Source organism: Nocardia sp. NBC_01388 (genome assembly GCF_045040085.1).
Lineage (GTDB): Bacteria > Actinomycetota > Actinomycetes > Mycobacteriales > Mycobacteriaceae > Nocardia.
The window spans coordinates 5,656,329-5,683,319 of sequence record NZ_CP109553.1; the positions used below are offsets into that span (position 1 = coordinate 5,656,329).

The 26,991-nt window shown below is 66.3% G+C and carries 29 protein-coding genes; 7 read left to right on the forward strand and 22 right to left on the reverse strand.

What is annotated here, in order from left to right:
• Nucleotides 1–5 precede the first annotated feature (5 nt).
• Entirely contained in the window at nucleotides 6–947 is a 942-nt protein-coding gene (locus OG716_RS27475) for a methionyl-tRNA formyltransferase (protein WP_405133544.1), read from the reverse strand.
• Nucleotides 948–985: 38 nt separating this feature from the next.
• Nucleotides 986–2,287 (reverse strand): SidA/IucD/PvdA family monooxygenase, encoded by a 1,302-nt coding sequence (locus OG716_RS27480; RefSeq protein WP_405133545.1) that lies wholly within the window; start codon nucleotides 2,285–2,287, stop codon nucleotides 986–988.
• A gap of 148 nt (nucleotides 2,288–2,435) precedes the next feature.
• Between OG716_RS27480 and OG716_RS27485 the strand changes: the two genes are divergently transcribed.
• On the forward strand, nucleotides 2,436–2,909 hold the full coding sequence (locus tag OG716_RS27485; RefSeq protein ID WP_405133546.1) for a hypothetical protein: 474 nt from the start codon (nucleotides 2,436–2,438) through the stop codon (nucleotides 2,907–2,909).
• A gap of 85 nt (nucleotides 2,910–2,994) precedes the next feature.
• Here the strand turns inward: OG716_RS27485 and OG716_RS27490 are convergent, their stop codons facing one another.
• Nucleotides 2,995–4,731 carry an ABC transporter ATP-binding protein gene (locus OG716_RS27490; RefSeq protein ID WP_405133547.1) on the reverse strand — a complete coding sequence of 579 codons (1,737 nt, stop codon included), beginning with the start codon at nucleotides 4,729–4,731 and terminating at the stop codon, nucleotides 2,995–2,997.
• Nucleotides 4,728–6,599, reverse strand: coding sequence for an ABC transporter ATP-binding protein (locus OG716_RS27495; protein WP_405133548.1), 1,872 nt, complete (start codon nucleotides 6,597–6,599; stop codon nucleotides 4,728–4,730). Before OG716_RS27495 ends, OG716_RS27490 begins: the two co-directional genes overlap by 4 nt.
• 124 nt (nucleotides 6,600–6,723) lie before the next feature.
• Between OG716_RS27495 and OG716_RS27500 the strand changes: the two genes are divergently transcribed.
• Nucleotides 6,724–7,665, forward strand: a complete 942-nt coding sequence (locus OG716_RS27500) for an RluA family pseudouridine synthase (protein WP_355124350.1) — start codon at nucleotides 6,724–6,726, stop codon at nucleotides 7,663–7,665.
• A gap of 161 nt (nucleotides 7,666–7,826) precedes the next feature.
• Nucleotides 7,827–8,492: a CPBP family intramembrane glutamic endopeptidase gene (locus OG716_RS27505; RefSeq protein WP_405139935.1), complete on the forward strand. Its 666-nt coding sequence runs from the start codon at nucleotides 7,827–7,829 to the stop codon at nucleotides 8,490–8,492.
• A gap of 116 nt (nucleotides 8,493–8,608) precedes the next feature.
• On the opposite strand, the gene OG716_RS27510 is transcribed toward OG716_RS27505, so the two are convergent.
• The 4 genes from OG716_RS27510 to OG716_RS27525 all read right to left on the reverse strand — a co-directional run bounded on the left by OG716_RS27510 (nucleotide 8,609) and on the right by OG716_RS27525 (nucleotide 13,296).
• A complete protein-coding gene (locus tag OG716_RS27510) occupies nucleotides 8,609–9,019 on the reverse strand; it encodes a hypothetical protein (RefSeq protein WP_405133549.1) in 411 nt (136 codons plus the stop codon).
• Nucleotides 9,020–9,196: 177 nt separating this feature from the next.
• Nucleotides 9,197–11,362, reverse strand: a complete 2,166-nt coding sequence (locus OG716_RS27515) for an MMPL family transporter (RefSeq protein ID WP_405133550.1) — start codon at nucleotides 11,360–11,362, stop codon at nucleotides 9,197–9,199.
• Nucleotides 11,363–11,419: 57 nt separating this feature from the next.
• Nucleotides 11,420–11,968, reverse strand: a complete 549-nt coding sequence (locus OG716_RS27520; RefSeq protein WP_405133551.1) for an EXLDI protein — start codon at nucleotides 11,966–11,968, stop codon at nucleotides 11,420–11,422.
• A gap of 332 nt (nucleotides 11,969–12,300) precedes the next feature.
• Nucleotides 12,301–13,296, reverse strand: a complete 996-nt coding sequence (locus OG716_RS27525; protein ID WP_405133552.1) for a LysR family transcriptional regulator — start codon at nucleotides 13,294–13,296, stop codon at nucleotides 12,301–12,303.
• 81 nt (nucleotides 13,297–13,377) lie between these two features.
• Between OG716_RS27525 and OG716_RS27530 the strand changes: the two genes are divergently transcribed.
• Nucleotides 13,378–13,788: a DUF5997 family protein gene (locus OG716_RS27530; protein ID WP_327143676.1), complete on the forward strand. Its 411-nt coding sequence runs from the start codon at nucleotides 13,378–13,380 to the stop codon at nucleotides 13,786–13,788.
• A gap of 13 nt (nucleotides 13,789–13,801) precedes the next feature.
• Here the strand turns inward: OG716_RS27530 and OG716_RS27535 are convergent, their stop codons facing one another.
• Nucleotides 13,802–17,176, reverse strand: a complete 3,375-nt coding sequence (locus tag OG716_RS27535) for an FAD/NAD(P)-binding protein (protein ID WP_405133553.1) — start codon at nucleotides 17,174–17,176, stop codon at nucleotides 13,802–13,804.
• Nucleotides 17,177–17,320: 144 nt separating this feature from the next.
• Between OG716_RS27535 and OG716_RS27540 the strand changes: the two genes are divergently transcribed.
• Nucleotides 17,321–17,743: a pyridoxamine 5'-phosphate oxidase family protein gene (locus OG716_RS27540; protein ID WP_405133554.1), complete on the forward strand. Its 423-nt coding sequence runs from the start codon at nucleotides 17,321–17,323 to the stop codon at nucleotides 17,741–17,743.
• Between the two features lie 132 nt (nucleotides 17,744–17,875).
• On the opposite strand, the gene rpsQ is transcribed toward OG716_RS27540, so the two are convergent.
• The 12 genes from rpsQ to OG716_RS27600 form a co-directional block, all read right to left on the reverse strand.
• A complete protein-coding gene (gene rpsQ, locus OG716_RS27545) occupies nucleotides 17,876–18,172 on the reverse strand; it encodes a 30S ribosomal protein S17 (protein WP_327143673.1) in 297 nt (98 codons plus the stop codon).
• Nucleotides 18,169–18,408 (reverse strand): 50S ribosomal protein L29, encoded by a 240-nt coding sequence (rpmC, locus tag OG716_RS27550; RefSeq protein WP_327143672.1) that lies wholly within the window; start codon nucleotides 18,406–18,408, stop codon nucleotides 18,169–18,171. Before rpmC ends, rpsQ begins: the two co-directional genes overlap by 4 nt.
• Nucleotides 18,408–18,824, reverse strand: a complete 417-nt coding sequence (gene rplP / locus OG716_RS27555; RefSeq protein WP_327143671.1) for a 50S ribosomal protein L16 — start codon at nucleotides 18,822–18,824, stop codon at nucleotides 18,408–18,410. The genes rpmC and rplP overlap by 1 nt, the downstream gene beginning before the upstream one ends.
• A 3-nt stretch (nucleotides 18,825–18,827) precedes the next feature.
• The gene (rpsC, locus tag OG716_RS27560) at nucleotides 18,828–19,634 is read right to left on the reverse strand and encodes a 30S ribosomal protein S3 (protein ID WP_297609504.1); all 807 of its coding nucleotides are present in this window, start codon (nucleotides 19,632–19,634) and stop codon (nucleotides 18,828–18,830) included.
• Nucleotides 19,635–20,036 carry a 50S ribosomal protein L22 gene (gene rplV / locus OG716_RS27565; RefSeq protein ID WP_327143670.1) on the reverse strand — a complete coding sequence of 134 codons (402 nt, stop codon included), beginning with the start codon at nucleotides 20,034–20,036 and terminating at the stop codon, nucleotides 19,635–19,637. It lies immediately after the preceding gene.
• On the reverse strand, nucleotides 20,033–20,314 hold the full coding sequence (gene rpsS / locus OG716_RS27570) for a 30S ribosomal protein S19 (RefSeq protein ID WP_327143669.1): 282 nt from the start codon (nucleotides 20,312–20,314) through the stop codon (nucleotides 20,033–20,035). The genes rplV and rpsS overlap by 4 nt, the downstream gene beginning before the upstream one ends.
• A 14-nt stretch (nucleotides 20,315–20,328) precedes the next feature.
• Complete coding sequence (gene rplB, locus OG716_RS27575) at nucleotides 20,329–21,159, reverse strand: 50S ribosomal protein L2 (protein WP_405133555.1); 831 nt, start codon at nucleotides 21,157–21,159, stop codon at nucleotides 20,329–20,331.
• 33 nt (nucleotides 21,160–21,192) lie between these two features.
• Entirely contained in the window at nucleotides 21,193–21,498 is a 306-nt protein-coding gene (gene rplW, locus OG716_RS27580; protein WP_297609492.1) for a 50S ribosomal protein L23, read from the reverse strand.
• Nucleotides 21,495–22,166: a 50S ribosomal protein L4 gene (rplD, locus tag OG716_RS27585; protein ID WP_327143667.1), complete on the reverse strand. Its 672-nt coding sequence runs from the start codon at nucleotides 22,164–22,166 to the stop codon at nucleotides 21,495–21,497. The genes rplW and rplD overlap by 4 nt, the downstream gene beginning before the upstream one ends.
• The gene (rplC, locus tag OG716_RS27590; RefSeq protein ID WP_297609487.1) at nucleotides 22,163–22,828 is read right to left on the reverse strand and encodes a 50S ribosomal protein L3; all 666 of its coding nucleotides are present in this window, start codon (nucleotides 22,826–22,828) and stop codon (nucleotides 22,163–22,165) included. Before rplC ends, rplD begins: the two co-directional genes overlap by 4 nt.
• Before the next feature lie 14 nt (nucleotides 22,829–22,842).
• Entirely contained in the window at nucleotides 22,843–23,148 is a 306-nt protein-coding gene (gene rpsJ / locus OG716_RS27595) for a 30S ribosomal protein S10 (RefSeq protein WP_003938093.1), read from the reverse strand.
• Between the two features lie 485 nt (nucleotides 23,149–23,633).
• A complete protein-coding gene (locus OG716_RS27600; RefSeq protein WP_405133556.1) occupies nucleotides 23,634–24,026 on the reverse strand; it encodes a hypothetical protein in 393 nt (130 codons plus the stop codon).
• Between the two features lie 156 nt (nucleotides 24,027–24,182).
• Here OG716_RS27600 and OG716_RS27605 point away from each other — a divergent pair, with 156 nt between their 5' ends.
• Both OG716_RS27605 and OG716_RS27610 read left to right on the forward strand, forming a co-directional pair.
• Nucleotides 24,183–24,659: a hotdog fold domain-containing protein gene (locus OG716_RS27605; RefSeq protein WP_405133557.1), complete on the forward strand. Its 477-nt coding sequence runs from the start codon at nucleotides 24,183–24,185 to the stop codon at nucleotides 24,657–24,659.
• Between the two features lie 65 nt (nucleotides 24,660–24,724).
• Entirely contained in the window at nucleotides 24,725–25,936 is a 1,212-nt protein-coding gene (locus OG716_RS27610; protein WP_405133558.1) for a lycopene cyclase family protein, read from the forward strand.
• Between the two features lie 10 nt (nucleotides 25,937–25,946).
• Here the strand turns inward: OG716_RS27610 and OG716_RS27615 are convergent, their stop codons facing one another.
• Nucleotides 25,947–26,975: an SDR family oxidoreductase gene (locus tag OG716_RS27615; protein ID WP_405133559.1), complete on the reverse strand. Its 1,029-nt coding sequence runs from the start codon at nucleotides 26,973–26,975 to the stop codon at nucleotides 25,947–25,949.
• Between the last annotated feature and the right edge of the window lie 16 nt (nucleotides 26,976–26,991).

The following is a 26,991-nucleotide window of genomic DNA, read 5'->3' on the forward strand; positions in this document are numbered from 1 at the left end:
GGGTCTCATTCGGGAGCGTCGGTGAGATAGCCGCCGCGCACGAAGAATTCGGCGCCGTCGCGCTCGACGCCGTCGGCGGTGCGCACCCGGGTGATCAACAGGCCACGATTGTTGCCGCGCAACGCATTCGGGCCGCACACCACCACGCCGCCGCCCTCCTGCACGACCACCCGGCCGGTGGTGCCGCCGTAGCTCGCCTCGGAGATCGACGCGGCGAGCACCTCGACGCGCTCACCCCGGTAGTGCGAGAAGGCCCGCGGATACGGCGCCGACAGCGCCCGCACGAAACGCTCCAGATCTACCGCGTCCGACGACCAGTCGATGCGGCTGTCCCGATCGGAGCGCTTGTGAAAGTAGGTGCGCTCGGCCTTGTTCTGCGGCGTCCACCGCGGATTGCCCGAGACCAGTGCGGCCAGCGCCTCGTTCACCGCGCCCGGAATCAATTCCATTCCGGCCAGCACCAGTTCGGTGCCGGTCGCGCACGCGGGGATCGGCAGCTTGTGCTGCACCAGGATGTCGCCGGTGTCGAGCTGCTCGTCCATGCGGTGCACGGTGAGCCCGAATTCCTCGACGCCGCTGATCAATGCCCACAGCACCGGCGAGAATCCGGTGAACTTGGGCAGCAGCGAATCGTGCAGGTTCAGCGTGCCGTAGGGCGGCAGGCTGTACAGCTCGGCGGGCATCCAGGTGTACCAGCTGTTCACCACGATCACATCGGGTTCGGCGCGCTTTACCAGATCGATGGTCGCGGCATCGGCGCGCTCGGTGAGATGCACCGGAATGCCGTGCTCGCGGGCCAGCTCCTCGACCGAATCGTTCCAGATCGCCTTATAGGACGACTCGCTCGCCGGATGGGTGACCGCGAGCACCACCTCGTGATCCGAATCGATCAGGGCCTGAAGGGTTTTGCGGCCCCACGTCTGGAAGCCGAACGACACGATACGCATGAACCGAACCTCATCTCGTTAAATAAGGCTAGCCTAGCCTACTTACCAAGCCGAAGGGGTTCCACCCCGGACACCGCCGCACGCGCGGCAACCTCCGAGCCACCCGCCACCGGCCGCAGCACCCGATCCGAAAGTTCGCCCAGGCAGCTGAGATTCGGGAATCCCGGACCCTGCGTCAGCGCGGCCAGATTCGGCAGGTAGAGCTTGGACTCCAGATTCGATACCGCCAGGTCATAGCCGATCGCCGCCTCGATCCGGGCCCGCGTGAGCGGACCGCCCACCGACAGCTCCAGCAGATCCGCGGCATCGGCATCGAAGAGCTCCAGGAACCACAGCGGCTGCCCACCGGTCGCATCCACCACCAGATCGAAGGCATGCACCTGATCCGCGCGCAAGGGATTGCGCAGCGTCAGTTCGACACCCTCGTGCCGATCGGTCACCCGCATCACCCGGCCCTGCAGGTGATGGACGCGATTGTCGCCCAGCAGGCTCTCCTGCACCCGCACCGAGAACACGCCACGATCGGTGCGGCGGATGACATCCCGGCGCTGCTCCAGATTCAGCCCGGCCCACTTGCCCGGATCGCTGTAGAGCGAATTCTCGAAATAGCTCTCACCACGGGTGTAGAGCGTGGCCATCGGCGAGATCACCGAGACGGTCAGCATGTCGTGGCAGACCAGCTCGTCCAGCGCCGAACCCGCGGTCTCACCACCGCCGATCACCGCCACCCGCGAGGACACCGGCAGCGCGCGCTTGCCCGCGAGCTCCCAGAACTCGGAGATGCTCAGCACTTTCGGATGATCGGCGAGGGCGCGGGTACTGCGGCCCGGACCGGTGATCATGAGCTCATCGGCGTCCAGCTGCGTGCGCACCCCGTCCTCGCCGAGCACCGACACCAGCCAGCCGTCGGCCGCGGGTGCGATCGAATCCACCCTTCCGGACACCACTTCCAGCTCGATCCGATGCCCGACCCACTGCAGATACTTGGCCCAGACGTGATGGTGCGGACTGGGCCGGCCGCGATCGATCCACTCCGCGTAGCCGCCCTGATCCACCAGGAAGGCGGTCCAGCTGAAAGCGTGCATAGCCTCGTTGATCTCGCGATTGCGGCCCCGCGCCCAGGTCGAGTGGTACGGGAAGCCCACATCCTTCTCGGGGCTGGTGCCGAGCCGGTGCCTGCCGTCGGTCCAGCCGCCGCTGGGCAGCCAGTTTCCGCCCACCGCATGCGGTTCGACGACCACGACCCGGGGTGCGGGCAGGCCCAGTTTCCGCAGGACATGCGCTTTGGCGGCTACCGCAAGGGCTTTCGGCCCCGCGCCGACAACCAGAAGAGTCTGCACCGGTTCACTCACTTTCCTCGACGAACGACTGGCGATCGCGTCACAGCCGCCAGGTCCCCTCCCATGTTTGCATAGGCTTACCTTATATTGCTTACCAACCGCCAGAGCGCCGCCGGCGGCTCACCGATGTGAACGATTGGATGAACACATGATCAACACCACCCGAAACAAGCTGGGAGCAGCGGTTTTCACTGCCGCTGCCCTCATCGGCGGGTTCAACGTGGCAGCCGTCGCACCGGCCCAGGCCGCCCCGCTGGTCGCGCCGCTGCGCACCGCGCAGCCCGGCCTGGGCGATCTGCAGTCGAAGCTGCGGCTGGCGTTGAACACCGGCGCCGACCGCGGCGCGCGCGCCAATGAACTGGAGGCAGGCGAGGCCGGTCTGCCGCTGCTCGATCAGGTCGGCGGGGTCATCAACACCGTCCCGAGCCTGCGCTGGCAGCTCGCCGGACCGGTGAACAGCAATGGCGACACCACCACCGCCAATCTGCAGGTGAGCGTCGACGGCTACGGCACCTTCCCGAATATCGAAATGGGCTGGCGTGAGATCGACGGCACCTGGAAGCTGACTCGCGAATCCGAGTGCTCGGTGGCGTACTACGCGGGACTGTCCTGCAACCTGTAATTCGTTCCACCGCTACACAAGTCCCGGGCATTCCGCGGAATGCCCGGGACTTGTGCTTGTTTCACGGCTGTTCTGGCGAAAGCTGTTACACGTGCACCGATTCCAGTCGCCAGCCCGCCGCGCGACTGCGCTCGTTCCAGAAGGCGGCATAGCGGCCGTCCAGCGCGAGCAGCTCCTCGTGCGTACCGCGCTCGGCAATGCGGCCCGCCTCCATGAACAGGATCTGATCCGCGTGCGCGATGGTGGCCAGGCGATGCGCCACCACAATGACCGTGCGGTCGCGGGTCAGCTGATGCACACCGCGCACCACCACCGCCTCGTTCTGCGGATCGAGGGCACTGGTGGCCTCGTCCAGCAGTACCACCGGTGCGTCCTTGAGCAGAGCGCGCGCGATCGAAACCCGCTGGCGCTCACCGCCGGACAGTGCCGCGCCGCCCTCGCCGACGGTGGTGTCCCAGCCCTCCGGCAGGCGTTCGGCGATCTCGTCCACCCGGGCCGCCGCGACCGCGGCGCGCACCTGCGCATCGGTGGCGTCCAGGTGTCCGGCCCGAATATTCTCCAGCACCGAGCGATTGAAGAGATACACGTTCTGGAACACCAGCGACAGCTGCCCCAGCAGGGTGTGCGACGGCTGATCACGAACATCGTGGCCGCTCACCAGGACTCGGCCGGAATCGGCGTCGTGGAAGCGGGCGGCCAGCCGCAGCACCGTGGACTTGCCCGCGCCGCTCGGCCCGACAATCGCGGTGGTGGTACCGGCCGGGACGGTGAACGACACCTCCGACAGCACCTGCGCGCCGGTCCGGTAGGCGAAGCCGACATTCTCGAACACCACGCTCGGGGTGCCCGGGGTCACCTCGGAATCCGGCTGCGGCAGTGCGGGTTCGGCCAGCAGGGCGGTCACCCGGTCGGCCGCGGCCGCTGCCGAACGCAGCGCCGTGCCCAGCTGTGCCGCCTGATTCAGCGGTTCGATGAAACGGCTGCTCACCGCGATCAGCGCGATGGCCGCCGCCGCCGAGATGCTGCCGCCGGTCACCTGGCCGACCACCAGGTACACCAGCACCAGGAAGACCGCCTGTACGCACAGCGAGAAGACGATCAGGCCCGGCACACTCGCGAACAGCAGACCGGTGGCGGCCTTGCGCTGCCGGGCGAGCGCCGTATCCAAAGCCTTGTTCCCGGAGCCCACGGCGCCGAAGGCCCGCAGCACCGGCTGCGCCTGCGCGAATTCCAGCACCCGGGCATTGGCCTCGCCCGACGCCTCGTGCAATCGCGCATCGGAGGCGGTGTAGGACCGATTGGCCCACAGATTCACCAGATACAGCACCGGCGCGGCCAGCAGCATGGCGAGCGATATCCGCCAGTCCACGAACAACATTCCGGCCGCCACGCCCAGCGGGACGATGGCGCCGGTCAGCATTTTGGCCAGCAGGTACGCGATCAGGCCCTGCACCTCACGCACGCTCTCGACGACCAGCCGCGACAGCGCACCGGCGTTCCGCGTCTCGAACCAGCCCAGCGGCAAGGCGTTCAGATGATCGCCGAGCCGGGTCTGCAACCCGTGCGACATGCCCACACCGATGCGCAGGCCCAGCACCGACTGCAGGAAGCTGAAGCCGACCTGACCCGCCACCGCGGCGGCCAGCGCGATCGTCCAGCGCCAGGCGCTCGCGGTATCGCCGTCGAACAGCGCCTGCAGCACCGGCACCAGCAGCACATACGCCGCGGCCTGCAGCAGCGCCTGCACAGTGATCGCCGCCAGCAGTTTCGGTGTCAGCGCGGCGAACTCGCGTGGCACCAGTGCGAAGACCTTGCGAATCATCGTGTTCCCTCCATGACCACGTCCAGCGCCGCCTCATTGATCTCCCACAGCCGCTGATAGAGACCGCCGGCCTCGCGCAGACTCGCGTGATCACCCTGTTCGACCAGGGTTCCGTTCTCCAGCACCAGGATTCGGTCCACACCCGTGATGGTGTGCAGCCGGTGCGCGATCACCAGCACGGTGCGACCGGCCACCAGTGCGGCCAGCGCATCCTGCACCGCCGCTTCCGATTCCGGATCGGCGAAGGCGGTGGCCTCGTCCAGCACCAGCACCGGGGTATCGGCCAGCAGTGCGCGGGCGATGGAAAGCCGTTGCGCCTCACCGCCGGACAGGGTGGCGTCCACACCGATCTCGGAGTCGTAACCGCGCGGCAGGGTGAGAATTCGCTCGTGGATCTGCGCGGCGCGGGCCGCCCGCTCCAGCGCGGCATCATCGGCCTCGGGGCTGGCGAGCAGGAGATTCTCGCGGACGCTGCCACGAATCAGGCGCACGTCCTGGAAGACGAATCCGACGGTGCGATACAGCTCTTCGGTGGTGAAATCGCGAATATCGCGGCCACCGATGGAGATTCGGCCCGCGTCGATGTCATAGAAGCGCGGCAGCAGCTTGGCGAGCGTGGATTTGCCCGAACCGCTCGGGCCGACCAGCGCGGTCAGCGTGCCCGGCGCAAGCTCCAGATCGAGCCCGCGCAGCACCTGATGATCGGCGCGATAACCGAAGTTCACGCCCTCGAAACGCACCAGTCCGGCCGGAGCCGCGGCCGGCGCCGTCTCGGATTCCGGTGCGCTGGAAGCCAGTTCGGGCGTCGCCATGAGCTCGTGCAGCCGCAGCGCGGCGTCACCGGCGGCCCGCAGCGCCTGCGCACCGTAACCGAGGCCCAGCAGCGAACTGCCCAGACCCAGCCCGACCAGCAGGAACGGCAGCACATCGACCGGGGCCACCCAGCCCGCGCCCACACCGGTCAGGCCCGCGAGCACCACCAGCAGCATGACGAACACCGGCGCGACCACCGCCTCCGACAGCGACTGCACCGACAGGATCGGCAGCTTCAGCCGGCGCAGACTGTCGGTCCGATGATCCACCGCGTCCTGGAAGACGCTGTGCGCCTTGCCCGCCCGGCCGAATGCCCGCACCACCTGGATCCCGTCCACGAATTCGACGGTCGCCTCACGGGTGCGCTGTTCGGCGGCGTTGTAGACCAGCATGCGTTCACGGCCGGGCTCGTCCAGCATCTTCTTCATGCACAGCACGTAGATCACCAGCGGCACCAGCAGCACCAGGGTGAGACGCCAGTCGACGGTGCAGAGGTAGACTAGCGTCACCAGCGGCACGGTGACCGAGCCGATGAAATCCAGCCGCGCGTGCGCGACCAGATAGTGCAGCGCCTCCACATCGTCCTGGAGGTACTTCTTGACCTCGGCGGAGGTGCGAACACCGAACCAGCCCAGGGGAACCCGGGTCAGTTTGTCGGCGAGCAACCGGCGCAGGGTCAGCTGGTAGCGGGCATCGGTCAGATGCGACCAGGTCAGCGCCGCCGCCTGCAGCAGCGCGCGGACCACGAGCACCAGCACGGCGATGAGCAGCAGCCGCCACACGCGGTCGGTGTCGATCGTGGTGGCCAGCAGCTCCCGGCACGCTTCGACGATCAGAATGAACGGGACCACCGCACATACCGAGGCGATCGCCATGATCAGGCTCGCGATCGTGAGCGTGCCAGCGACCGGAGCGAGAATCTCCTTGCGGGCGGCGGCTTCTCGTCGGCGCCGGGCTTTCACCTCGGCCTTATCAGGCTGCACGCCCCCCTCGGTCTCCGCGGTGGGCCGCGGATCGGGTTCGGCCGCCTGCGGCGGTACGACCTCGACCGTCATCAGTTCTGCTCCTCCACCATTGTCGGAATGGCCTCGTCGTCACACCGGGGCCCCGGAAGGTAGGTTAGGCTAACTTTGCCATCCGGGGAAGGCGGGTCGCGGTGGCACGACTAGGGTCTTCCAGGTGAGACGCAGGCAGCAGCCGCCGCTACCCAAGCGGCACGGGTTGGACCCGGCACGATTGCGGCTGCCCGAGGACGGCGAGTGGGCGACCATTCGCGACCACCTCGTCGAGCGACTGCCCCGGGTGCCCGCCGCGCGCATCGACGAACTGCTGCGCGAAGGCGGCATCGTGGATCTGGCCGGACCCATCGCCCCCGACGCGGCCTATGTGCCCGGCGGCGCGATCTGGTTCCACCGGGATCTGCCGGTGGAGACCGATGTACCGTTCGAGATCGGCATCGTGCACCGCGACGACGATCTGCTCGTCATCGACAAACCGCACTTCCTGTCCACGATTCCGCGCGGACAGCACATTCTGCAGACCGCGCTGGTCCGCCTGCGGCGTGAACTCGACCTCCCGGATCTGGTGCCCGCGCACCGGCTGGACCGGGTCACCGCCGGACTGGTGCTGTTCATCGTCAATCCCGCACGCCGCGGCGCGTACCAGACCATGTTCCACAAACGCGTGGTGCACAAGGAATACGAAGCCATCGCCCGCTTCGATCCGGAACTCGAACTGCCGCGCACGATCATCAGCCGGATCGTCAAGGAGCGGCAGGTGCTGCGCGCCTTCGAGGAGCCCGGCGAACCCAATGCCGAAACCCATATCGAACTGATCGAAGAGCGCGACGGCCTCGCGCGATATCGGCTGCGGCCCAGGACCGGTCGCACCCATCAGCTGCGACTGCATATGAACGGGCTCGGCATACCGATCCTCGGTGACGACTTCTATCCGGAACTCACCGACAAGCCGGTCGGCGATTTCAGCCGGCCGCTGCAATTGCTGGCCGGTGCGCTCGAATTCACCGATCCGATCACCAAGCTCCCGCGCCGCTTCGAAACCCGTCGCACACTGCAGGCCTGGAACGACCCCGAGGGCTGGGCGCGCGGAATCGGAGGCTGACATCCAGCGGCCTCGACCACATTCGAGGCCCGTTCTCAGAATCCCGGCGTACGCTGGCCGGGATGTCTCGATCAGATAACGGTGCGGTCGCTGTGCTTCCCGACGCACCCGCGCCACTGCGCCTTCGCCTGCACGCCTACATCGATGTAGCGGTCGTTGTCATGGCCTTGATCTGCACAAATCTCATTGCGCACTTCACCACCAGCTGGGCCAGCATTGTCACGGTGCCGGTAGCCGCACTGGTGCTGCTGGCCCTGGTCCGCCGCCGCGGACTCGGCTGGGGCGAGCTCGGACTCGATCCGCGACAGTGGCGGCGCGGCACAATCTGGGCGCTGGCCGCGGTGGGGATCGTGCTCGGGGCGGTGGCCATCGGCGCGATGCTGCCGATCACCCGGCCGTTCTTCCTGGCCGATCGGTACGCCACCATCTCCGGTGCGCTCATCGCGTCCATGATCGTCATTCCGCTGCAGACGGCCATTCCGGAAGAGCTCGCCTTCCGCGGCGTGCTGCACGGCACGCTCGATCGCGCCTACGGGGCGCGCGGCGTATTCGCCACCGGATCACTGCTTTTCGGACTCTGGCATGTGGCCTCGTCACTGGGTCTCACCAGTGGCAACAAGGGATTGAGCAGTTTCCTCGGCGGTGGTGTCGCCGGGCAGATCGCCGGTATCGCACTCGCCGTATTGGCAACGGCCGCAGCCGGAGTCGTCTTCACCTGGCTGCGCCGCCGCAGCGGCAGCCTGCTCGCACCCATCGCACTGCACTGGTCGCTGAACGGCGCGGGCGCACTCGCCGCCGCCGTGGTCTGGCATACGACGATGCGCTGAAATTACAGCGCCGCAAGCACTTCGGAGGGGCCGGACCGGCTGACTAGGGAACAGAGGATTGGCATCAGCCGGCCCGGGGACGATTCGGTGCGGTCGGGCCGCGACCGAATCGAGTATCAGGAGCCCATGAAGCCGAGCGGGCCCGCACCGCAGGTGGCGCTGCCGGTCAGGGTGGGCTGCAGAACATTGACCTTCAGCTCCCAGGCCGAACCCTGCAGGGTGGACAGGGTGTGGGTGCCCGCGCCCTTCGGGGTCCACTGGATGGTGGCGGTGCCGTTCGACGGGTTGATCGGGCTACCGCCGATGACCAGGCCGTTGTCGTAGAACCAGACCTGGATCCAGCTGTCGTAGGTCGCGGTCACCTGGTAGGTGCAGGCGGCGTAGACATTGCTGGCATTGACCGACAGGCCGGTGGGCGACGCCGACGCGTAGGGCGCCGTCAGGGCCGCCGAACAGGCCATCGCGGCCAGGGCGGTGACGCCGACGCCGGCCCGCCGGGCGATGTGCTTGTTCACGGTCACGGTCATGCGAAACTCCCTTGCTGTACGGTCCGGCGAACCATATCGGTTGTCCAGTTCGGGCGGTGGCACTTTCGGGAAAAAACTGAAACGCGTTTCTGTCAGACCCTGTCGGCGACGGCAAAAGACCAGGCCCGCCCCCGGAAAAGGAGACGGGCCCGGCCGAACTACGGAACAGATTCGCGACTACCGCCGCGCCGAATCAGGCTGCGACCACCGCGGGTCGTCCCAATCCTGCTTCTCCAGCGAGATCGCCGGGTCGGCGTCCCCGCCGTGACCCGGCCACCAGGCCCGGCGGCCGATCAGCGCGGTCACCGACGGCGTGAAGAACATCGCCATGACGAAGGCCGCGATACCGATGCCCACCGAGATGGCGAAACCCATCTGCGAGAGCGCGGTATTGCCCGCCAGCATCATCGAGGCGAAGGTGCCCGCCAGGATGAGACCGGCAGCGGCGATCGTCGGACCCGTGTGCTTGACCGCCTCGGCCGCGGCCTTGTGCGGATCGTGGCCCTCGCGGGCCTCCTCCCGCAATCGGGCCACCATGAGGATGTTGTAGTCGGTCCCGAGTGCGACCACGAACAGATACATGATCAGCGGCAAGGTGAAGATCAAGCCCGAATTCCCCTGGATGTGCTGGAAGACCAGCACCGCCGCACCGAGCGTGGCCGCGAAGCCGAGGAAGACCGACGCGATCAGATACCAGGGCGCCACCAGACTGCGCAGCAGCAAACCCAGCACCAGCATGATGAGCACCGCGGCCACCGGGAACACCACCGAGTAATCCCGGTTCATGGCGGCCTTGAAGTCGACGAACACCGAGGTCATACCGCCCACCACGGCCGTGGATCCCGGCGGCGCGGCCGAATGCGCGGTATCGCGCAGCGGGCCCTTGATCGTCGCCAGTGCGGCATCCGATTCCGGAGTGTCATTGAGCGTCACCTGGTACTCGGCCACCGACTTGTCGGTCGAGAGTTTCGGCTCCGACACCTGGCCCACACCGGAGACGCCGGTCAGCGCCTGACGGTAGGCGGTCAGCTGCTCGGCGGTCAGCTCGGCGCCATCGGTACGCAGGTAGACCTGCGACGGCTGGGTGGTGCCCGCGGGCTCGCCCTTCAGCAATTCCTTGCTGTAGACCGTGGATTCGGAGGTATCCGAAGTCGAACTCGAGCTCAGATCGAAGGTCGGATTGAAACCGAACGCCACAATGCCGAGCGCGAGCAGCACACCGCCGGAGGCCACCGCGAACACACCGGGCCGCTTGCCCAGCGCCGCACCGACCGAAGCGAACCGCGCACCCGTCGGCTCCTGCTTCCAGGCCTTCGACGGCCAGAACACCTTGGTGCCCAACAGCGAAACAATGGCCGGAACCAGCGTCAGACCCGCCAGCAGCGCCACCGCGACGGCGATCGCCAGCGCCGGGCCGAGCGAACGGAACATGCCCAGCGTCGACAGCATGAGCGCACCGAAGGCGATGATCACCGCGGCCGCGGCCGAACTGATCGCCTCGCCGACCCGGGTGACCGCGCTGACCATGGCGGTCTTGGGATCCTCACCGGCACGCAGGCGCTCGCGGTAGCGGAACATGAGGAAGAGGATGTAGTCGGTGCCGACGCCGAACAGCACCACGATCAGCAGTGACTGCACGGAGGAGTCGACCTTGAGGTCGAAAGCCTTGCTCACCATGGCAATCAGGCCATTGACGCCGAGCGAGACCACCCCGATCACAATGATCGGCAGGAACGCGATCACCGGACTGCGGAAGATCACCAGCAGCAGAATCAGAATCAGCGCGATGGTGGCGATGCCGATGATGGCCAGCGCGTTATTGCCGGACTCCTGCTGATCCAGCTGCTGGGCCGCGGCGCCGGTGACACCCGCCTTCAGATCGGTGCCGTTGGTCTGATCCTTCAAGGCCGTACGCAATGCCTTGACCGCATCGGTCTGCTTGGTATCGCCCTGACTGGTCACCTTCGTCATCGCCACTGCGGCAATCTGAATCGAGCGATTGTCCGCGGCGGGAGCCGCCTGCACCTTGAGGACGTCCTTCAGGTGCAGGTCGTCCAGCTTGCCCGCGGCGGCCTGCACCGTGGCCACGTCACTGTCGGTCAGCGGAGCACCGTCGGTGCGCTCGAAGACGATCAGCGCGGCCGGGGTGTTGCTGTTGGGAAATGCCTTTTGCTGCAACTCCATCGCCTGGATGGACTCGTAATGCGAAGGCAGGAAGTCGGATTGGTCGGTGGTGGCGGTGAGCTTGGGCGCCGTGGCCACCACCGCGATGATGGCGATCAGCCAGACGCCGATGACCAGCCACGGCTGTTTGACGACGAAGCGTCCCAGTCGGGAGAACATGCGGGGGAAGTCCTTTCAGGGTTTCGACCGCGTGCAGAATCTGTTCCGGCAGAGCTGTCAGATGTCGAGAAACTGCGCAGACGGGTTTTCCACCGCATCGGCAACTGTCCGGTACGCCTTGGCAGGCACTCGGTCACGCAACTCCCCCAGCGAATCCACGATTTCGAGTGTGTAGTCGCCATAGCCATCCTGACCGACATCGACCAGGTCGCGCCAGCCCTTGAATTCGGTGGCCCAGTTGGCAATCAGCGGAACGTGGGAGCCGTCTGCATTGCGGCGGGCCGCGACGAACTCTTCCCGCCGGGCATTGAAGTGGTCCTTCGTCTCCGCGTAGACGTGCTTGGTCGCCGTCGAGAAATCGGACCAGTCCAGGTAGTGGCGGTGCACCACCAGCTTGCCCTTGCGACTCTGGTAGATCCGAATATTCTCGGCGCCGGCCGCGGTGACCTGCTGCGATTTCGCCAGCCGGCGGCCGACGAAGCTCTGGGTGCGAGCGCCGCCGGGGCCGACGCGCACTTCGATCTCCGTCATGCCGTCAGGCAGGGTCTGCGTCACCACGGTGCCGGGGGCGGCGTCGTCGGCAGGCTTTTGCATATCGATGTCCATGATCTGCTCCAGTTCCGGTCATCCGTCAACACTAGGTTGACTATTCAGTTTCAGTCAACCGTTGGTTGACGAATTATTCATTAGCGGATGCGCATACGGGCATGTTTCTACGTCCACCCACAGCGGGTTCGAAATCCACTGTGCGTCAACGGTTCCCGGATACCGGTTCCGCAGCGGCCGAGCTACCCACCACCTGAAATCACTATAAGTAGACGTATACGTATAGCGCAACCCTGACTTCACCCTGAGATATCCCCCGACTTCACCCCGGACATGACGAAGGGCCCGCCTCCCACTCGGGAGACAGGCCCTCGGATCAGCTTCGGCCGCTACTACTTTCCGCGGCGCTTGCCCGGCTTCTTCACGGCCCCAGCCGATTTCGCCTTGGCCCCAGCCGATTTCGCCTTGGCCCCGGCCGGCTTCTTCGCACCCCCGGCGGACTTCTTCGCACCGGCGGCCGGCTTCTTACCCGGACCCGCGGCGCGGCGCGGCTTGGCCGCCTCCTGCCCCGACGGCGACCGCGAACTGCGCGCCGAACGCCCGCGCACCACGCCGACGAACTCCTCGACCAATTCGGTGGTCCGCTCATCCGGCCAGGCCAGCACGATCTCGGTCTCCGGCACCCCGGTCATGGTCCGGTAGACCAGATCCTTGCGACTGTGCAGGCGCGCAATGGAATGCGGCACGATGGCCGCACCGCTGACCGCCGCCACCAACTCCATGGTCATGGCCGCCTCGTCGAGATCGGCGGCGTCCTGCATGCGCTCCTCGGTCAGCTCGGCCATGCTCACCTGATCGAAGACCGACAGCGGATGATCCTTGGGCACCACCACCACCGGCAATTCGCGATAGAGCGGGATGGCGCTGATTCCGTCCCGGTCGATCGGCAGGCGGACGAAGCACATATCGACGCGGCCGTCCCGCAGCGCCGCGTCCTGCTCGCGCATCGGCACCGGGATCATCTCGACCGGAATCTCGGGAAAACGCTCGCGCCAGATCCGATCCCATTTGGTCACGGTCACGCCGGGCACAAATCCGACCCGCAGCCGCTCACCCTCGCCGGGCGCCACCGGTTCGGGCTCCGGGGCATTCGCGATCAGCTCGCGGGCGGCCACCAGCAGTTCCTCGCCGTCGGTGGTGAGCTGGGTCGGCTGCGCACCCGGCACGAACAATTTGGTGCCGAGCTCCTCCTCCAACTCGATGATCGTCCGGCTCAGGCGCTGCCGGGCAATGCCGAGACTCTGCGCCGCGCGCGCGAAGTGCAACTGTTCCGCAACCGCGGCGAACCAGCGCAGACGCGGGATATCGATCGACTCGAACCGGCTCATTCCACCCAGGTTATTGCACGGCGAGCGAGGTTATTGCACCGCGCGGCCGGTTCACCTCTCCCCGACCGATACCCTCATCATGTGAGCCCGGACAAGAAACCCCAGAACATGAAGCCGCTGACCGCGGCGGCCAAACTCGGCATCTACCTCCCCGCAACCCCCGAGGAGTTCCGGAACTCACCCGTCACCCGCGCACAGCTCGAAGAGCTGCGCACGAATCCGCCGCAGTGGCTGCTCGACCTGCGCGCCGACGGACCCTTCCCGCGCGATGTGGTCGCCCGCAAACTCGGCATCTCGAACTCCGGGCTGGGCCGCGCCGGTGTCGAGGACGCGCTGACCAGCGCCGAGATCGACGCCCTGATCGCCGCACCACCGGAATGGCTGGTGAAGGAACGGGAGAACTTCGCCGAGGTGCGCAAGGAGGCCGAGCGCGTCAAGGCCAAGGACGCCGAACGACGCGCAGCCACCAACCGCCCGGCCAAGAACTGGTAGTACCGGCACACACTCACATCCGGCGCAGCACCCGATCGACCAGATCCGGGGCTGCGCCGAGATAGTTTTCGGGGCGCAACAGCTCGGCCAGCTCCGGCCGGCCGATATGCATGGCGATATCCGGGCATTCGGCCAGGATGTCGGCCAGCGGGCGCGCCGTGGACTGCGATTCATATGCGGCCGCCTGTAGCGTCTTCTTCGCGACCGGCTTGCCGAGCAGCGGGGCCAGGCGGATCGAGAGACGCTCGGAGACGATCTGGCCGTCGGTGAGCGTGAGATTCGTGGTCATCCGATCGGCGTCCGCGGTCAGACCGGCGGCCAGCTCCACCGCCGTATGCGCCGCGCCGCCCACCAGCAGCAGGCACTCGCGCAGCGGCTGCCATTCGGAATGCCAGGAGCCCGCCGGACGCTCGTCCTCGGCCAGCAGTGCACCGAAGAGTGTCGAGGCCAGGCCCGGCACCTGGAGAGCCGCGCCGCGAATCATGGTGCTCAATACCGGATTTCGCTTCTGCGGCATGGCGGACGATTCGCCGCGACCGGCCGCCGCGGGTTCGCACAGTTCGGCGATCTCGGTGCGGGACTGAGAGATCACATCCACCGCGAGCTTGCCGAGCACACCCGAGGTGAGCGCCAGCGCACCGGCCAGATCGGCGATCGGGGTGCGCACGGTATGCCAGGGGGTCGCGGTGACGGTGAGGGACAGTTCGGCCGCGAACTCCTCGGTGAGGCGCTCGACGATCTCACCGGCGGGCGCCTGCGACAGCGGCGAATCCGCACCGCGGGCGCATTCGATGTACGACGCCAAAGTGCCTGCCGCACCGCCCAATTGCACCGGCAGGCCGGTCCGCACCTGGCACAGCCGGTCGCGGGCGTCGAGCAGGCCCTGCATCCACACCGCCACCTTGGCGCCGAAGGTGGTCGGCACGGCCTGCATGGCCAGCGTCCGCCCGGCAATCGGCGTATCCCGGTGGCGCCGCGCCAATTCCGCGAGGGAGCCGAGCATGGTGTTGAGATCGGTGATGATGATCGACAGCACCCGTGCGGCGATCACCATGGTCGCCGTATCCAGAATGTCCTGACTGGTCGAACCGTAGTGCACGTAATTCGCGCTCACCGGGTCGATATCGGCGACCGCGCGGTGCAGTCGCTCCACGAAGGTGACCACCGGATTGGCCGCTCCCCGTGCGGCTTCGGCGATATCCCGGGCGCTGAACTCGTGCTCGCGCACCGCGATCGCCATATGCTCGGCGACACTGTCCGGAACCATGCCGAGCCGGGCCTCGGCGCGGGCCAGCGCGAGCTCCACCTCCAGCATGGCCTCGATCCACGCGTCATCGCCCAGCAGGGATTCCACCGGGACGCCGACGCTCACCGGAGACAGCAGCCCGCATTCGATCGCCATATCGTCGTGCCTTTCAGGAGTATTCGCATACTCGTCGTAGCGGTGGGTGGTGAGGATTTCGCGGGCGATGCCGTCGCCGTCGGACAGGGTGACCGAATTGACGCCGGGGCGCGGGCCCGCCGCGGTCACCCAGCGGACGGACTCGGTGGGAACACCGAAGGCATAGCGGCGCGGGTGGATTCGGCCCTCGCCGTCCACCAGGTGATGGGTGTTCGGCGCGATGGTGAGACCGCCGGTCCGATAGCTGCTGCCGTCCGGAGAGCCGATGGCATAACCGCGCACATCATTGCGGTCCAGTAGGTTTCGCAGCAGCGGGTCCGCCGTGCGGCGCAGATCGGGCGCCGGCAGCCAGGCGTCGATGAGATACCGGCCCTGCACCTGCGATCCGCGCACCTGCGGTGAACCGGCGACGAAGAGCCCGCGCTCGGCATCGATATCCACCTGCATACCGGGGCCGACCACCCGCACGACACCCGCCCGGATCAGCGCCGCCAATTCGGCAATGCGGCTGGCGGGCGGGCCGATCGAGAGGAAGGCGTTCATCGGCGTGTACCAGCGATCCAGATCGTCCCGATACGACGACTCCGAGATACCGCCGTAGTCGACCACGAGCCGGACCTCATTGCGCAGATCCCGCAGCACATCCAGCGCCGCCTTCACCGGACCCCGGACATTGCCCAGGCGGGCCTCGCGCACATCCGTATCCAGATAGGCCAGCAGCCAGTCGTGAAAATCGCCGGGCCGGTCGAAGCGGCGGCCACCCGTCGGATCCACCAGGCTGTCCCAATTCCACCGCTCCTGCGGCCGAATATGGAAGCGCTGCAACAACTCCGCCGCGTCCTGATCGGTGGGCACGGTGAGATACCGATCCCGGAAGGACTCCAGTCGCTGCGGGCTCAGCTGCTCGGACAGCAGCGCCGCGTAGTACACCGATTCGACCTCGCGGGCGATCAGCGGCCACACATCCCGGCGGAAGGAGACATCGCCCAATTTCCTTGAGCGACTGCGCAATCGGTCGATGCGCGCGGGATTCAACAGCAGCGGCGCGTACCGGCCGTCCACGCCCTTCTGGTTCTCGCCGCGGGCATGGTGCGGGATACCCCGGCGACAGCCCGCGATAATGACCGGTTCGCGGTCGGACGCCACGTACTCCAGTTCGGTATCGGCCTCCTTGAAGACACCGCCGCGTCCGGCGGTCAACAGCACCAGATAGTCGAAGAAGGTGAGCCCCAGACCCCGGATGAGCACGGGATCGCCCTCCGGAATCCGGTCCACGTCGATATCGGCGGCATTGGCCGGCGGCACGTAGCCGAGTCCGAGGCGGCGCGCCGAATCCGGCAGCGAGCCAGGCGATTCCGGCTGCTCCTCCCCCAGATGGCCCTGGGTGAGCACCACGGCGTGCAGGCCGCGCACCCGCTCCCCGGTGCTCAACTCCAGTTCCTGCAATCCGCCGGGGCCGTCTCGCAAATCCACTGCGGTAGCCACAATTTCGCGCAGATGCACCCATTCGGCATAGCGGTCGCGCGTTCGTTCGAATGCCCAGCGCAGATAATGGCCGTAGAAGTAGCGCGGCGGATAGCTTTCCGCGCGTATCCGGAGGGCTTCTCGATAAGCCCGTGCGGGCAATCCGGCGAAATTGCCGATCTTGGCGATGAAATTGGCCCATTCATGCAGACTCGGACCGCGATCGACCGGACCGGCCATCTCGACGGTGTCATCGGTGAACACCGTGACCTGCTCGGACACCGTATTCATCAGCAGTTGGGCAGGCTGGTCGGTACGCCAGACCGCCCCGGTGCCAACCTGTTTCGAGTCCAGCAGAATCAGCTCGACGCCCGCCGAATTACCGAGCTGCCGAGCATTGGCACAAATTCGTTCACAGACATTCAGACCGCGAGGTCCCATTCCGACGATCGCAATCCGAACCACATTGTCGAGCATCCACTCACCGATCGCGCCCGCAGATCCGCACCCGGTAGCGGGCACGTCGCCGAGAGTAGCGAGGTCACCGATCCCATACAAGAACGCGCGGTACGGAATCCGCTCTTCCTCGCGAAACGCCGAACGCAGTATTGCGCTCTGCGTGTTGAAGAAACAGGAACGTCGTACCCCCTCGGTACCGTGGGAGACATGGCACTGACGTTGGAAGAACGACAGAGTTTCCTCGCACAACCACATATCGGGGCGCTGGCCGTGAACAACCGGCCGGGACGCGCACCCCTGACCGTGCCCATCTGGTACCAGTACTCGCCCGGCGGTGAGCTGTGGGTGCTGACGGGGCCCGAATCGCAGAAGATGCGGCTGCTGAAGGAATCCGGGCGCTTCAGCCTCATGGTCGAAGTCCTCGAACCTACCGTCCGCTACGTGACTGTCGAGGGCCCTATCACCAGGGTGACCCCGATGACCGATGCGCAGCACCACGAAATGGCCGCCCGCTATCTGCCCGCCGACAAGGTCGACGGCTACCTGAAGTACGCCGAATCCATCGGCCCGCAGTCCGCGGTCTTCATGAGCCCGGAACACTGGCTATCGGCCGATATGGGCGCGTTCTGACCGGTTCGGGCTGACCCGTCCCCGGAAACGACGAAGGCCCGCGTCCCAAAAGGGAAGCGGGCCTTCGTTTTACGACTTGTCAGCCGTGGAGGGGGCTGGCCGTTTCGAACGACCTGCAAGCAGTCGTTACGGCTACTTCGCCCGCTCCAGGACCTCGACCAGACGCCAGCGCTTGGTGGCGGACAGCGGACGGGTCTCCATCAGCTGCACGAGGTCGCCGACATTGGCGCTCTCGTTCTCGTCGTGGGCCTTGACCTTCGAGGTGGTGCGGATGATCTTGCCGTAAAGCTTGTGCTTCACGCGATTCTCCAGCTCGACCACGATGGTCTTGGTCATCTTGTCGGAGACAACGTAGCCCTTGCGGATCTTGCGCTGGCCCCGCTCCTCAACCTTTGCCGGCGTCTTGGCCGGGCCTTTTGCGTCACTCATGCCGCATCTCCCTTGCCTTCAGGACCGGTGGCCAGCCCGAGCTCACGCTCACGCATAACCGTGTAGAGGCGCGCGATCTCGTGGCGGACCACACGCAGACGACGGTTGTTCTGCAACTGGCCCGTCGCCATCTGGAAGCGCAGGTTGAACAGCTCTTCCTTGCCTTCACGCAGTTTCGCGACGAGCTCGTCCTCAGTCAGCTCGCGCAGCTCTGCAGCCGGAGTTCCGGTAGCCATCAGAACTGCTCCTCTCGCGTCACGATCCTGCACTTCATGGGGAGCTTGTGCATCGCGCGGCGCAGGGCCTCACGAGCGGTCTCCTCATTCGGGTAAGACATCTCGAACATGATCCGTCCCGGCTTCACGTTCGCGATCCACCACTCCGGAGAACCCTTACCGGAACCCATGCGGGTTTCGGCCGGCTTCTTCGTGAGCGGGCGATCGGGGTAGATGTTGATCCAGATCTTGCCGCCACGCTTGATGTGGCGGGTCATCGCGATACGCGCCGACTCGATCTGGCGGTTGGTCACGTAGGCCGGCTCCAGAGCCTGGATGCCGAACTCACCGAAGGTAACCGCCGTGCCGCCCTTGGACATGCCCGAACGGCCCGGGTGATGCTGCTTACGGTGCTTGACCTTGCGAGGCATCAACATAGGTCAGCCCTCCTGGGTCGTCTCTGCCGGAGCCTCCGCGACCGCAGTCGCGGCACGCCCGGCCTCAGTACTGGTGGCAGTGGTGCCCTGGGCACCCGAGCGACGCGGGCGGCTGGGCCGCTCACGACGCGGACGATCACGGTCGCCGGCCGGCGCGGCGGTCGCAGTGACCTCACGCTTGCCACCGACGATGTCGCCCTTGTAGATCCACACCTTCACGCCGATACGGCCGAAGGTGGTGCGGGCCTCGTACAGGCCGTAGTCGATGTCCGCACGAAGGGTGTGCAGGGGCACACGGCCTTCGCGGTAGAACTCCGAGCGCGACATTTCGGCGCCACCGAGGCGGCCCGAGCACTGCACGCGGATGCCCTTGACGTTCGGCGAACGCATGGCCGACTGAATGGCCTTACGCATCGCACGACGGAACGCCACACGGTTCGACAGCTGCTCGGCAACACCCTGAGCAACGAGCTGCGCATCCGATTCGGGGTTCTTGACCTCGAGGATGTTCAGCTGCACCTGCTTGCCGGTGAGCTTCTCCAGCTCGGCGCGGATACGGTCGGCCTCGGCGCCGCGGCGGCCGATGACGATGCCCGGACGAGCGGTGTGGATATCCACACGCACACGGTCACGGGTGCGCTCGATCTCGACCTTCGAGATGCCGGCCCGCTCCATGCCGGTGGCGAGGAGCTTGCGGATCTTGACGTCTTCGCCGACGTATTCCTTGTACTGCTTATCGGCGTACCAACGCGACTTCCAGTCGGTCGTGATACCGAGGCGGAAGCCATGGGGATTAATTTTCTGTCCCATTTACTTTGCCCCTCCCTTCCGGCGGTTGCGAGGGGCAGTGCTGAGCTCAGGCACGCTCTCGACCTCGATGGTGATGTGGCTGGTGCGCTTGCGGATCCGGAACGCACGGCCCTGGGCCCGCGGCTGGAAACGCTTCATGGTCGCGCCCTCGTCGACGAATGCCGTCGAGATGACCAGGGTGGCCGGGTTCAGACCGAGGTTGTTCTCGGCGTTGGCCGCGGCCGAAGCCACCACCTTGGCGACCGGCTCGCTGGCAGCCTGCGGGGCGAACCGCAGAATGTTCAGCGCGTCCTCGACTCGCTTGCCGCGGACCAGGTCCACAACACGACGAGCCTTCATCGGCGTCACGCGCACGTGCTTGGCAGTGGCGCGCGCAGTCTGGTTCTGAGTTTCAGTGCTCATCGCCGCTTGCTCTTCCGATCGTCCTTGACGTGGCTCTTGAACGTCCTGGTCGGCGCGAACTCACCGAGCTTGTGCCCGACCATGTTGTCCGAGACGAAGACCGGAACGTGCTTGCGGCCGTCGTGCACCGAGAACGTGTGCCCGATGAAATCGGGAATGATGGTCGAACGACGCGACCAGGTCTTGATGACCTGCTTCGTGCCCTTCTCGTTCTGAACGTCCACCTTCTTGAGGAGGTGATCGTCTACGAACGGGCCCTTCTTGAGGCTGCGTGGCATCTTTAACCTCCTCCTTAACGCTTCTTGCCGCGGCGGCGGACGATGAGCTTGTCGCTGGGACGGTTGGGCTTGCGGGTACGGCCTTCCGGCTTACCCCACGGCGAGACCGGGTGGCGACCACCGGAGGTCTTACCTTCACCACCACCGTGCGGGTGGTCGACCGGGTTCATGACGACACCACGGACGGTCGGGCGAACGCCCTTCCACCGCATACGGCCGGCCTTGCCCCAGTTGATGTTCGACTGTTCGGCATTGCCGACCTCGCCGATGGTGGCGCGGCAGCGCACATCGACGCGGCGGATTTCACCGGAGGGCATACGCAGGACGGCGTAGGCGCCTTCCTTACCCAGCAGCTGAATGCTCATACCGGCGGAACGGGCCAGCTTGGCGCCGCCACCCGGACGCAGCTCCACCGCGTGAATGGTGGTACCGGTCGGGATCGAGCGCATCGGCAGGTTGTTGCCCGGCTTGATGTCGGCGCCCGCGCCGGACTCGATCTTCGTGCCCTGGGCAATGCCCTTGGGCGCGATGATGTAGCGCTTCTCGCCATCCGCGAAGTGCAGGAGGGCGATATTGGCGGTGCGGTTGGGGTCGTACTCGATGTGAGCGACCTTGGCCGGGATGCCGTCCTTGTCCATCCGACGGAAGTCGATCAGACGGTAGGCACGCTTGTGGCCGCCACCCTTGTGACGAGTGGTGATGCGGCCCTGAGCGTTACGGCCACCGGTCTTGGTGAGCGGACGCAGCAGCGACTTCTCGGGGGTGGAGCGGGTGATCTCGGCGAAGTCCGAGACCGAAGCGCCACGACGACCCGGGGTAGTCGGCTTGTATTTACGAATTGCCATGAGTTCTTCTCTACTTTCTGGATTCCCAGGCGCTTACGCGACCGGGCCTCCGAAGATCTCGATGGGCTTGCTGTCGGCCGAGAGGGTCACGAGCGCGCGCTTGGTGTTCTTGCGCTTTCCGTAACCGGCCTTGGTCCGCTTGCGCTTGCCCTGACGGTTAGCAGTGTTGACGCTGGTCACCGTGACGCCGAAGACCTTCTCGACGGCGATCTTGATCTGCGTCTTGTTGGAGTCCGGGTGCACGATGAAGGTGTAGGTACCCTCTTCGATCAGTCCGTAGGACTTCTCGGAGATGACCGGCGCCAGCAGAATGTCGCGGGGGTCGGCGATCGTGGTCACTTGCTCTCCTCCTGTGCAGCTTCGGCGGGGCCGTGCACGAAGGCATTGAGCGCCTCGACGGAGAAGATGACCTCATCGGCCTTCAGCACGTCGTAGGTGTTCAGCTGATCGGGAGCGATCGGGTGCACGTTCTCCAGGTTCGCAACGCTCTTCCACGTGGCGATGTCCTCGCGACCGACGACGACCAGGAGCTGCTTGCGGCTCGAAAGCTCGGCAAGGAAGGTCTTGGCGATCTTGGTCGACGGGGTCTGACCCGGGACCAGTTCGGTGATCACGTGGATGCGCTCGTTGCGGGCCCGGTCGGAGAGAGCGCCACGCAGTGCGGCGACCTTCATCTTCTTGGGCAGGCGCTGGGTGTAATCGCGCGGCTGCGGGCCGTGGACGGTGCCACCGCCGACGAACTGCGGTGCACGGGTCGAACCCTGACGGGCGCGGCCGGTGCCCTTCTGCCGGTACGGCTTACGACCACCACCGCGGACTTCACCGCGGGTCTTGGTCGAATGCGTGCCCTGGCGAGCCGCGGCCTGCTGGGCCACGACAACCTGGTGCATCAGCGCGATATTGGCGGTCACGTCGAAGATCTCCGCGGGGAGCTCGACGGTTCCTTCAGTCTTACCGCCCGCGGCCTTGACCGGGAGCGTCAGGTTGGTCTTGGTCTCGGTGCTCATGCCCGGGCACCACCCTTCACTGCACTCTTGACGATCACGACGTGGCCGCGACGGCCCGGGATCGCACCCTTGATCAGCAGCAGACCGTTCTCGGCATCCACCTTGTGGACCGTGAGGTTCTGCGTGGTGACGCGGTCGTTACCCATCCGGCCGGACATGCGCATGCCCTTGAACACGCGGCCCGGGGTGGAGCAACCACCGATGGAACCCGGCCGGCGGTGCACAGCCTGCGCACCGTGGGAGGCGCCCTGGCCCTTGAAGCCGTGACGCTTCATGGTGCCGGCGAAGCCCTTGCCCTTGGAGGTGCCCGTCACGTCGACGAAGCTGCCTTCGGCGAAGGCCTCCGCGCCGATTTCCTGGCCGACCTCGAAGGAGGCGACGTCAGCGACGCGGATCTCCGTGATGTGACGGCGAGGGGTGACACCGGCCTTGGAGAACTGGCCGGAAACCGGCTTGTTCACCTTGCGCGGGTCGATGGCGCCGTAAGCGATCTGGATGGCGGCGTAGCCATCGCGCTCGGCGGTGCGGATCTGGGTCACGACGTTCGGACCGGCCTTGACGACGGTCACCGGAACAACGCGGTTCTTCTCGTCGAAGACCTGGGTCATACCGAGCTTGGTTCCCAGGATGCCGGCAGCCGGCCTGCTCTTGTTGTCAGTCATATCTGGAATCCCCGTCACTGAATGTTGACGTCGACACTGGCCGGAAGATCGATGCGCATAAGCGCGTCGACCGTCTTCGGCGTGGGGTCGAGGATGTCAATCAGCCGCTTGTGAGTACGCATCTCGAAGTGCTCGCGCGAGTCTTTGTACTTGTGCGGCGAACGGATGACGCAGTACACGTTCTTTTCGGTGGGCAACGGCACCGGGCCAACGACACGAGCGCCCGTGCGGGTCACCGTCTCGACGATCTTGCGCGCAGACGCGTCGATCGCCTCATGGTCGTAGGCCTTGAGCCTGATGCGGATCTTCTGTCCCGCCACGCTGAGTGTCCTTTTCTCCGCTTAACGTTTGTGCCCCAAGAGCTTTCGCTCTCGAAGCACCCTCATTTGCACAGTCCGAACACACGAAGACGCATCAGCCACCACACGACCGGGGCCACGTGTGGGCCCGATCCATCGCCGCTGTTCATCTGTCATGGTTCTTCCGGTCCACGCGGTCGGGCGTGTCGCCCATCCGCTCATTCTTCGGCCCTGGAATCGAATCCCACTTGGCCGGAAGAACCTTTGTCCCGGACGCACCGCCGCCGTAATCAGCGGGGTGCAAGAGTGTCCTTCTCACCCGCCACCACCTGCGTCTATTCCGAAGAAAGACACAACCCGGTCCGGGCAACCTGAATAGTATGCACCAGGGCTATGGGTGACTTCAAATCGCCCCCCTCGCTCCCTGCGGGGATGGCGCTGGTCACACCCGTTTCCGGATCAACCGGACGGCTGCGGGCGCCAATGGAACGCCCGCAGCCGGTATATCAGGGCAGGACCTGGATGACCCGGACCGGGTTGCCCGCGTTGACGTTGGGGTCGTACCACCCGAAGCCGAACTCGCCGTGACGCCCGGCCGCCTCGGCGACGACGGCGGGGACGGTTGCGTAGACGGTGTGGTCATCGCGCGGCAGACTTGATGCCGGATCGATCAGCATGGTCGTCCGCCCGTCCGGTGCGAGCTGTTCGAGTACGCCCGGAATGGGGCTGTTGTTCAGCGCGGCGGTGTCGCCCTGGTCGAACAGTACGGCGAGATAGACCCCATTGCTCGGATCGATGATCGGCGTGATCGCCGAGGCCGAGCCGGCCCCCGCGGTGGTAGCGAAAGCTACGCCGGCCAGGGCAATGCCAAGTGCGGCGGCAGCAGTACGAATGCGCATGTAGTGAGAGTCCTATCCCCCGAGATACCGGCGAAATGGCGCCGGCCCCAGCCGCGCCCTTCACGCAGCGTGTCAAGTTACCAAGCAAATGCTCGTTTCGGCGAGTTGAACCGGGCCCCACCACCGGATAACTTACTTCTGAGTAAGATACGCGGCATGACGAAAGAGACCGCCACCTACCGCGGCTGGAAGAAACTGCCGGACAATCGGCTCGGCCACACCCTGTTCTCCCTCGGCATGGTCGCGCGCGTCCCCTACTTCGGCACCGTGCTGCCGAACGTCGTGCGACTCGAGCCCGGCCTGTGTGAGGTGACCGCACCCAAGTGGTTCGGTATCCACAATCACCTGGGCACCTTCCATGCCATCGCCGCCTGCAACCTCGCCGAGGTGGCCATGGGCATGCTGTCCGAAGCCACCGTTCCCGGCACCCACCGCTGGATCCCCAAGGCCATGAACGTCCAGTACCTGGCGAAGGCCAACTCCGGCCTGCGCGCCGTGGCCGAACTGCCCGAGCTGCCGGACTTCTCGGCCATCACCGAGGGCCGGAACCTCATCGTCCCCGTCTCCATCTACGACAAGTCCGGCGTCGAGGTAGTCCACGCCGACATCACCACCTGGATCACCCCCAAATAGCACCCGGCCCCCGCCATCCGGGGAGGAAGGTGGCGGGGGCGGGGTGGGGCTGTTTGAATGCGGGTATGAGTGAGGTCGGCGGGGCTGCCGATGTTTGTGTGGTGGGGCTCGGGCCTACGGGGCGGGCGCTGGCGCATCGGGCTGCGGTGGCGGGGTTGCGGGTGGTTGCGGTGGATCCGCGGCCGGAGCGGCTGTGGGGACCCACGTATTCGTGCTGGATCGACGAGTTGCCGGAGTGGTTGCCGCACAGCGTGATTGCGAGCCGGATCGAAGCGCCGGTGGTGTGGACGCAGAGCGAGCATCGGATCGCGCGGCCGTACTGCGTGCTGTCGAAGCAGGGGTTGCGGGATGCGCTGCCGCTGGACGATGCCACGGTGATCACCGGGCGGGCGCGGGTGGTCGAGGCGCATCGGGTGGAATTGGCCGACGGCACCGAGGTGCGGGCCGCGACGGTGTTCGACACTCGGGGGCAGGCGTCGCCGGGACAGCGCCGTACCGCCAGTGCGCACGGCATTTTCGTGGACGAGGATGTCGCCGCGCCCATGGTCACTCCGGGCGAGGGCTTGCTGCTGGACTGGCGCAGCGAGAACGGTGCGGGTCCGGACGAGCCGCCGTCGTTTCTCTACGCGGTGCCGCTGGGCGACGGGACGGTCATCTTCGAGGAGACCAGCCTGGGGCTGCGGGGCGGTATGCCGCAGCACGAGCTACGCCGCCGGACCCTGAATCGGCTTGCGGCGCACGGCATTCGACTACGTGGTGACGAACCGAGCGAGGCCGCGCACTACCCACTCGATGATATGCCGCCGAAAACCGGTCGCGGACAGGTGATTCCGTTCGGTTCGCGCGGCGGGCAGATGCATCCCATCACCGGCTACTGTGTTGCCGATTCGCTCTCACAGGTCGATATCGCGCTCGCCGCCCTGCAGCGCGGCGACGATCCGGTCGAAGCGCTGTGGCCGTGGCAGGCGCGACTGGTGTACTGGATGCGGATGCGCGGCGTCTACGGACTGGGCCGGCTGACCACACCGCAATCGATCTCCATGTTCGAGGCGTTCTTCACCGGTTCCCCGCGGCAGCAGCGCGCACTGCTCTCCGCGCATGACGATTTCGCCGCGCTCGGTGCGGGATTGTTCCTGACGGTGGCTCGCACCTGGCCGTTCCACTGGCGCTACGACCTGGTCGGCTGGACGCACCGAAACCGCTGGGTGGGTTGGGATTACGCCCGGCCGGAGCCGCGGAACTCCCCGGCGGCGCCCGAGGGCACCGCCACGTCGTGAGAGCAGCGGGTCAGACCCAGTTCTCGATCCAGTACTTCCAGATCACCGACCCGTACCCTGCCAGCGGCGGCACCCTGATATCGGTCCCGGCGAGCGCGTCCGCGGTGCGCCGGGAGTCGAACCGGCAGCCGATCTCGCTGTGCGCGATCACATCCATGGGCACTCCGACCTGCCGCAGCATCCATCCCATACCGGGTACCCGCAGCGTCATATCGAGGGCCTGCTTGGGCATGACCTCCATGAGGTGCGGCGCCCCCGCCTCGTCGGCGAAGAGGTTGAACACGTCGGCCACACTCTGTTTCCGCGGATCCACCAGGTGGTAGGTGCTGCCCCCGCCGCCGGGCCGGTGCGCGATGTGGTCGAGCGCGCGTGCCACGAAATCGACCGGAACCATATTGGTATCGCCCAGTTTCGGCGAGACCACCGGCAGGATGCGCGGCAGTTGCGCGGCCATGCGCAGCAGCCGGAAGAAGTAGTAGGGCCCGTCGATCCGGTCGATTTCCCCCGTGCGCGAATGCCCGATGACGATGGACGGCCGATAGATCCGCCACGGCACCCGGTCCTGGTCCCGCACGGCCTGTTCGGCCGCGAGCATGGCCCGCTGATAGGGCGCGGGCAGCGGCTGCCCGACGTCGAACATGTCCTCGGTGAAAAGCCCCTCCCAGCCGCCCGCGACCCGCACCGTCGAAACATGGTGCAGCAGTCCGGCTTCCAGTTCCCCGGCCAGTTCGGCGACGCGCCGCGTGCCGCCGCCGGGCAGGACGGAGTCCAGTCCGCCCGCCAGGTGGAACACATGCTCGATCGAACCCCGGTGCGCGGCAATCCAGCTCGGTTCGATGCCGATTCCGGGCGCGCTCAGGTCGCCGCGCACCGGCCGCACGCGGTCTCCGGCATCCCAGGCGCGCAGGCATCGGTTGAAACGCAGTATCGAGTCTTCGCCGGGGCGTACGAGCACATGAACGTCTTCGCCGCGTGTGAGAAGTTCGGGAATCAGAAACCGCCCGATGAACCCAGTTGCCCCGGTAACCAGGTAAGCCATGCGCACACCCTAGCGT

What these genes read in the sequence shown, in the direction of transcription:
- OG716_RS27510 (WP_405133549.1), bottom strand. Translation starts at nt 9,019, where the DNA reads ATGACCGTGACCGTGAACAAGCACATCGCCCGGCGGGCCGGCGTCGGC.
- rpsS (WP_327143669.1), bottom strand. Translation starts at nt 20,314, where the DNA reads ATGCCACGCAGCCTCAAGAAGGGCCCGTTCGTAGACGATCACCTCCTC.
- OG716_RS27485 (WP_405133546.1), top strand. Translation starts at nt 2,436, where the DNA reads ATGATCAACACCACCCGAAACAAGCTGGGAGCAGCGGTTTTCACTGCC.
- rplC (WP_297609487.1), bottom strand. Translation starts at nt 22,828, where the DNA reads ATGACTGACAACAAGAGCAGGCCGGCTGCCGGCATCCTGGGAACCAAG.
- OG716_RS27610 (WP_405133558.1), top strand. Translation starts at nt 24,725, where the DNA reads ATGAGTGAGGTCGGCGGGGCTGCCGATGTTTGTGTGGTGGGGCTCGGG.
- OG716_RS27600 (WP_405133556.1), bottom strand. Translation starts at nt 24,026, where the DNA reads ATGCGCATTCGTACTGCTGCCGCCGCACTTGGCATTGCCCTGGCCGGC.
- OG716_RS27605 (WP_405133557.1), top strand. Translation starts at nt 24,183, where the DNA reads ATGACGAAAGAGACCGCCACCTACCGCGGCTGGAAGAAACTGCCGGAC.
- rplP (WP_327143671.1), bottom strand. Translation starts at nt 18,824, where the DNA reads ATGTTGATGCCTCGCAAGGTCAAGCACCGTAAGCAGCATCACCCGGGC.
- OG716_RS27495 (WP_405133548.1), bottom strand. Translation starts at nt 6,599, where the DNA reads ATGACGGTCGAGGTCGTACCGCCGCAGGCGGCCGAACCCGATCCGCGG.
- rplB (WP_405133555.1), bottom strand. Translation starts at nt 21,159, where the DNA reads ATGGCAATTCGTAAATACAAGCCGACTACCCCGGGTCGTCGTGGCGCT.
- OG716_RS27525 (WP_405133552.1), bottom strand. Translation starts at nt 13,296, where the DNA reads ATGAGCCGGTTCGAGTCGATCGATATCCCGCGTCTGCGCTGGTTCGCC.
- OG716_RS27515 (WP_405133550.1), bottom strand. Translation starts at nt 11,362, where the DNA reads ATGTTCTCCCGACTGGGACGCTTCGTCGTCAAACAGCCGTGGCTGGTC.
- OG716_RS27505 (WP_405139935.1), top strand. Translation starts at nt 7,827, where the DNA reads ATGGCCTTGATCTGCACAAATCTCATTGCGCACTTCACCACCAGCTGG.
- rpsQ (WP_327143673.1), bottom strand. Translation starts at nt 18,172, where the DNA reads ATGAGTGACGCAAAAGGCCCGGCCAAGACGCCGGCAAAGGTTGAGGAG.
- OG716_RS27490 (WP_405133547.1), bottom strand. Translation starts at nt 4,731, where the DNA reads ATGATTCGCAAGGTCTTCGCACTGGTGCCACGCGAGTTCGCCGCGCTG.
- OG716_RS27520 (WP_405133551.1), bottom strand. Translation starts at nt 11,968, where the DNA reads ATGGACATCGATATGCAAAAGCCTGCCGACGACGCCGCCCCCGGCACC.
- rpsC (WP_297609504.1), bottom strand. Translation starts at nt 19,634, where the DNA reads ATGGGACAGAAAATTAATCCCCATGGCTTCCGCCTCGGTATCACGACC.
- rplD (WP_327143667.1), bottom strand. Translation starts at nt 22,166, where the DNA reads ATGAGCACCGAGACCAAGACCAACCTGACGCTCCCGGTCAAGGCCGCG.
- rpmC (WP_327143672.1), bottom strand. Translation starts at nt 18,408, where the DNA reads ATGGCTACCGGAACTCCGGCTGCAGAGCTGCGCGAGCTGACTGAGGAC.
- OG716_RS27615 (WP_405133559.1), bottom strand. Translation starts at nt 26,975, where the DNA reads ATGGCTTACCTGGTTACCGGGGCAACTGGGTTCATCGGGCGGTTTCTG.
- OG716_RS27475 (WP_405133544.1), bottom strand. Translation starts at nt 947, where the DNA reads ATGCGTATCGTGTCGTTCGGCTTCCAGACGTGGGGCCGCAAAACCCTT.
- rplV (WP_327143670.1), bottom strand. Translation starts at nt 20,036, where the DNA reads ATGAGCACTGAAACTCAGAACCAGACTGCGCGCGCCACTGCCAAGCAC.
- OG716_RS27540 (WP_405133554.1), top strand. Translation starts at nt 17,321, where the DNA reads ATGGCACTGACGTTGGAAGAACGACAGAGTTTCCTCGCACAACCACAT.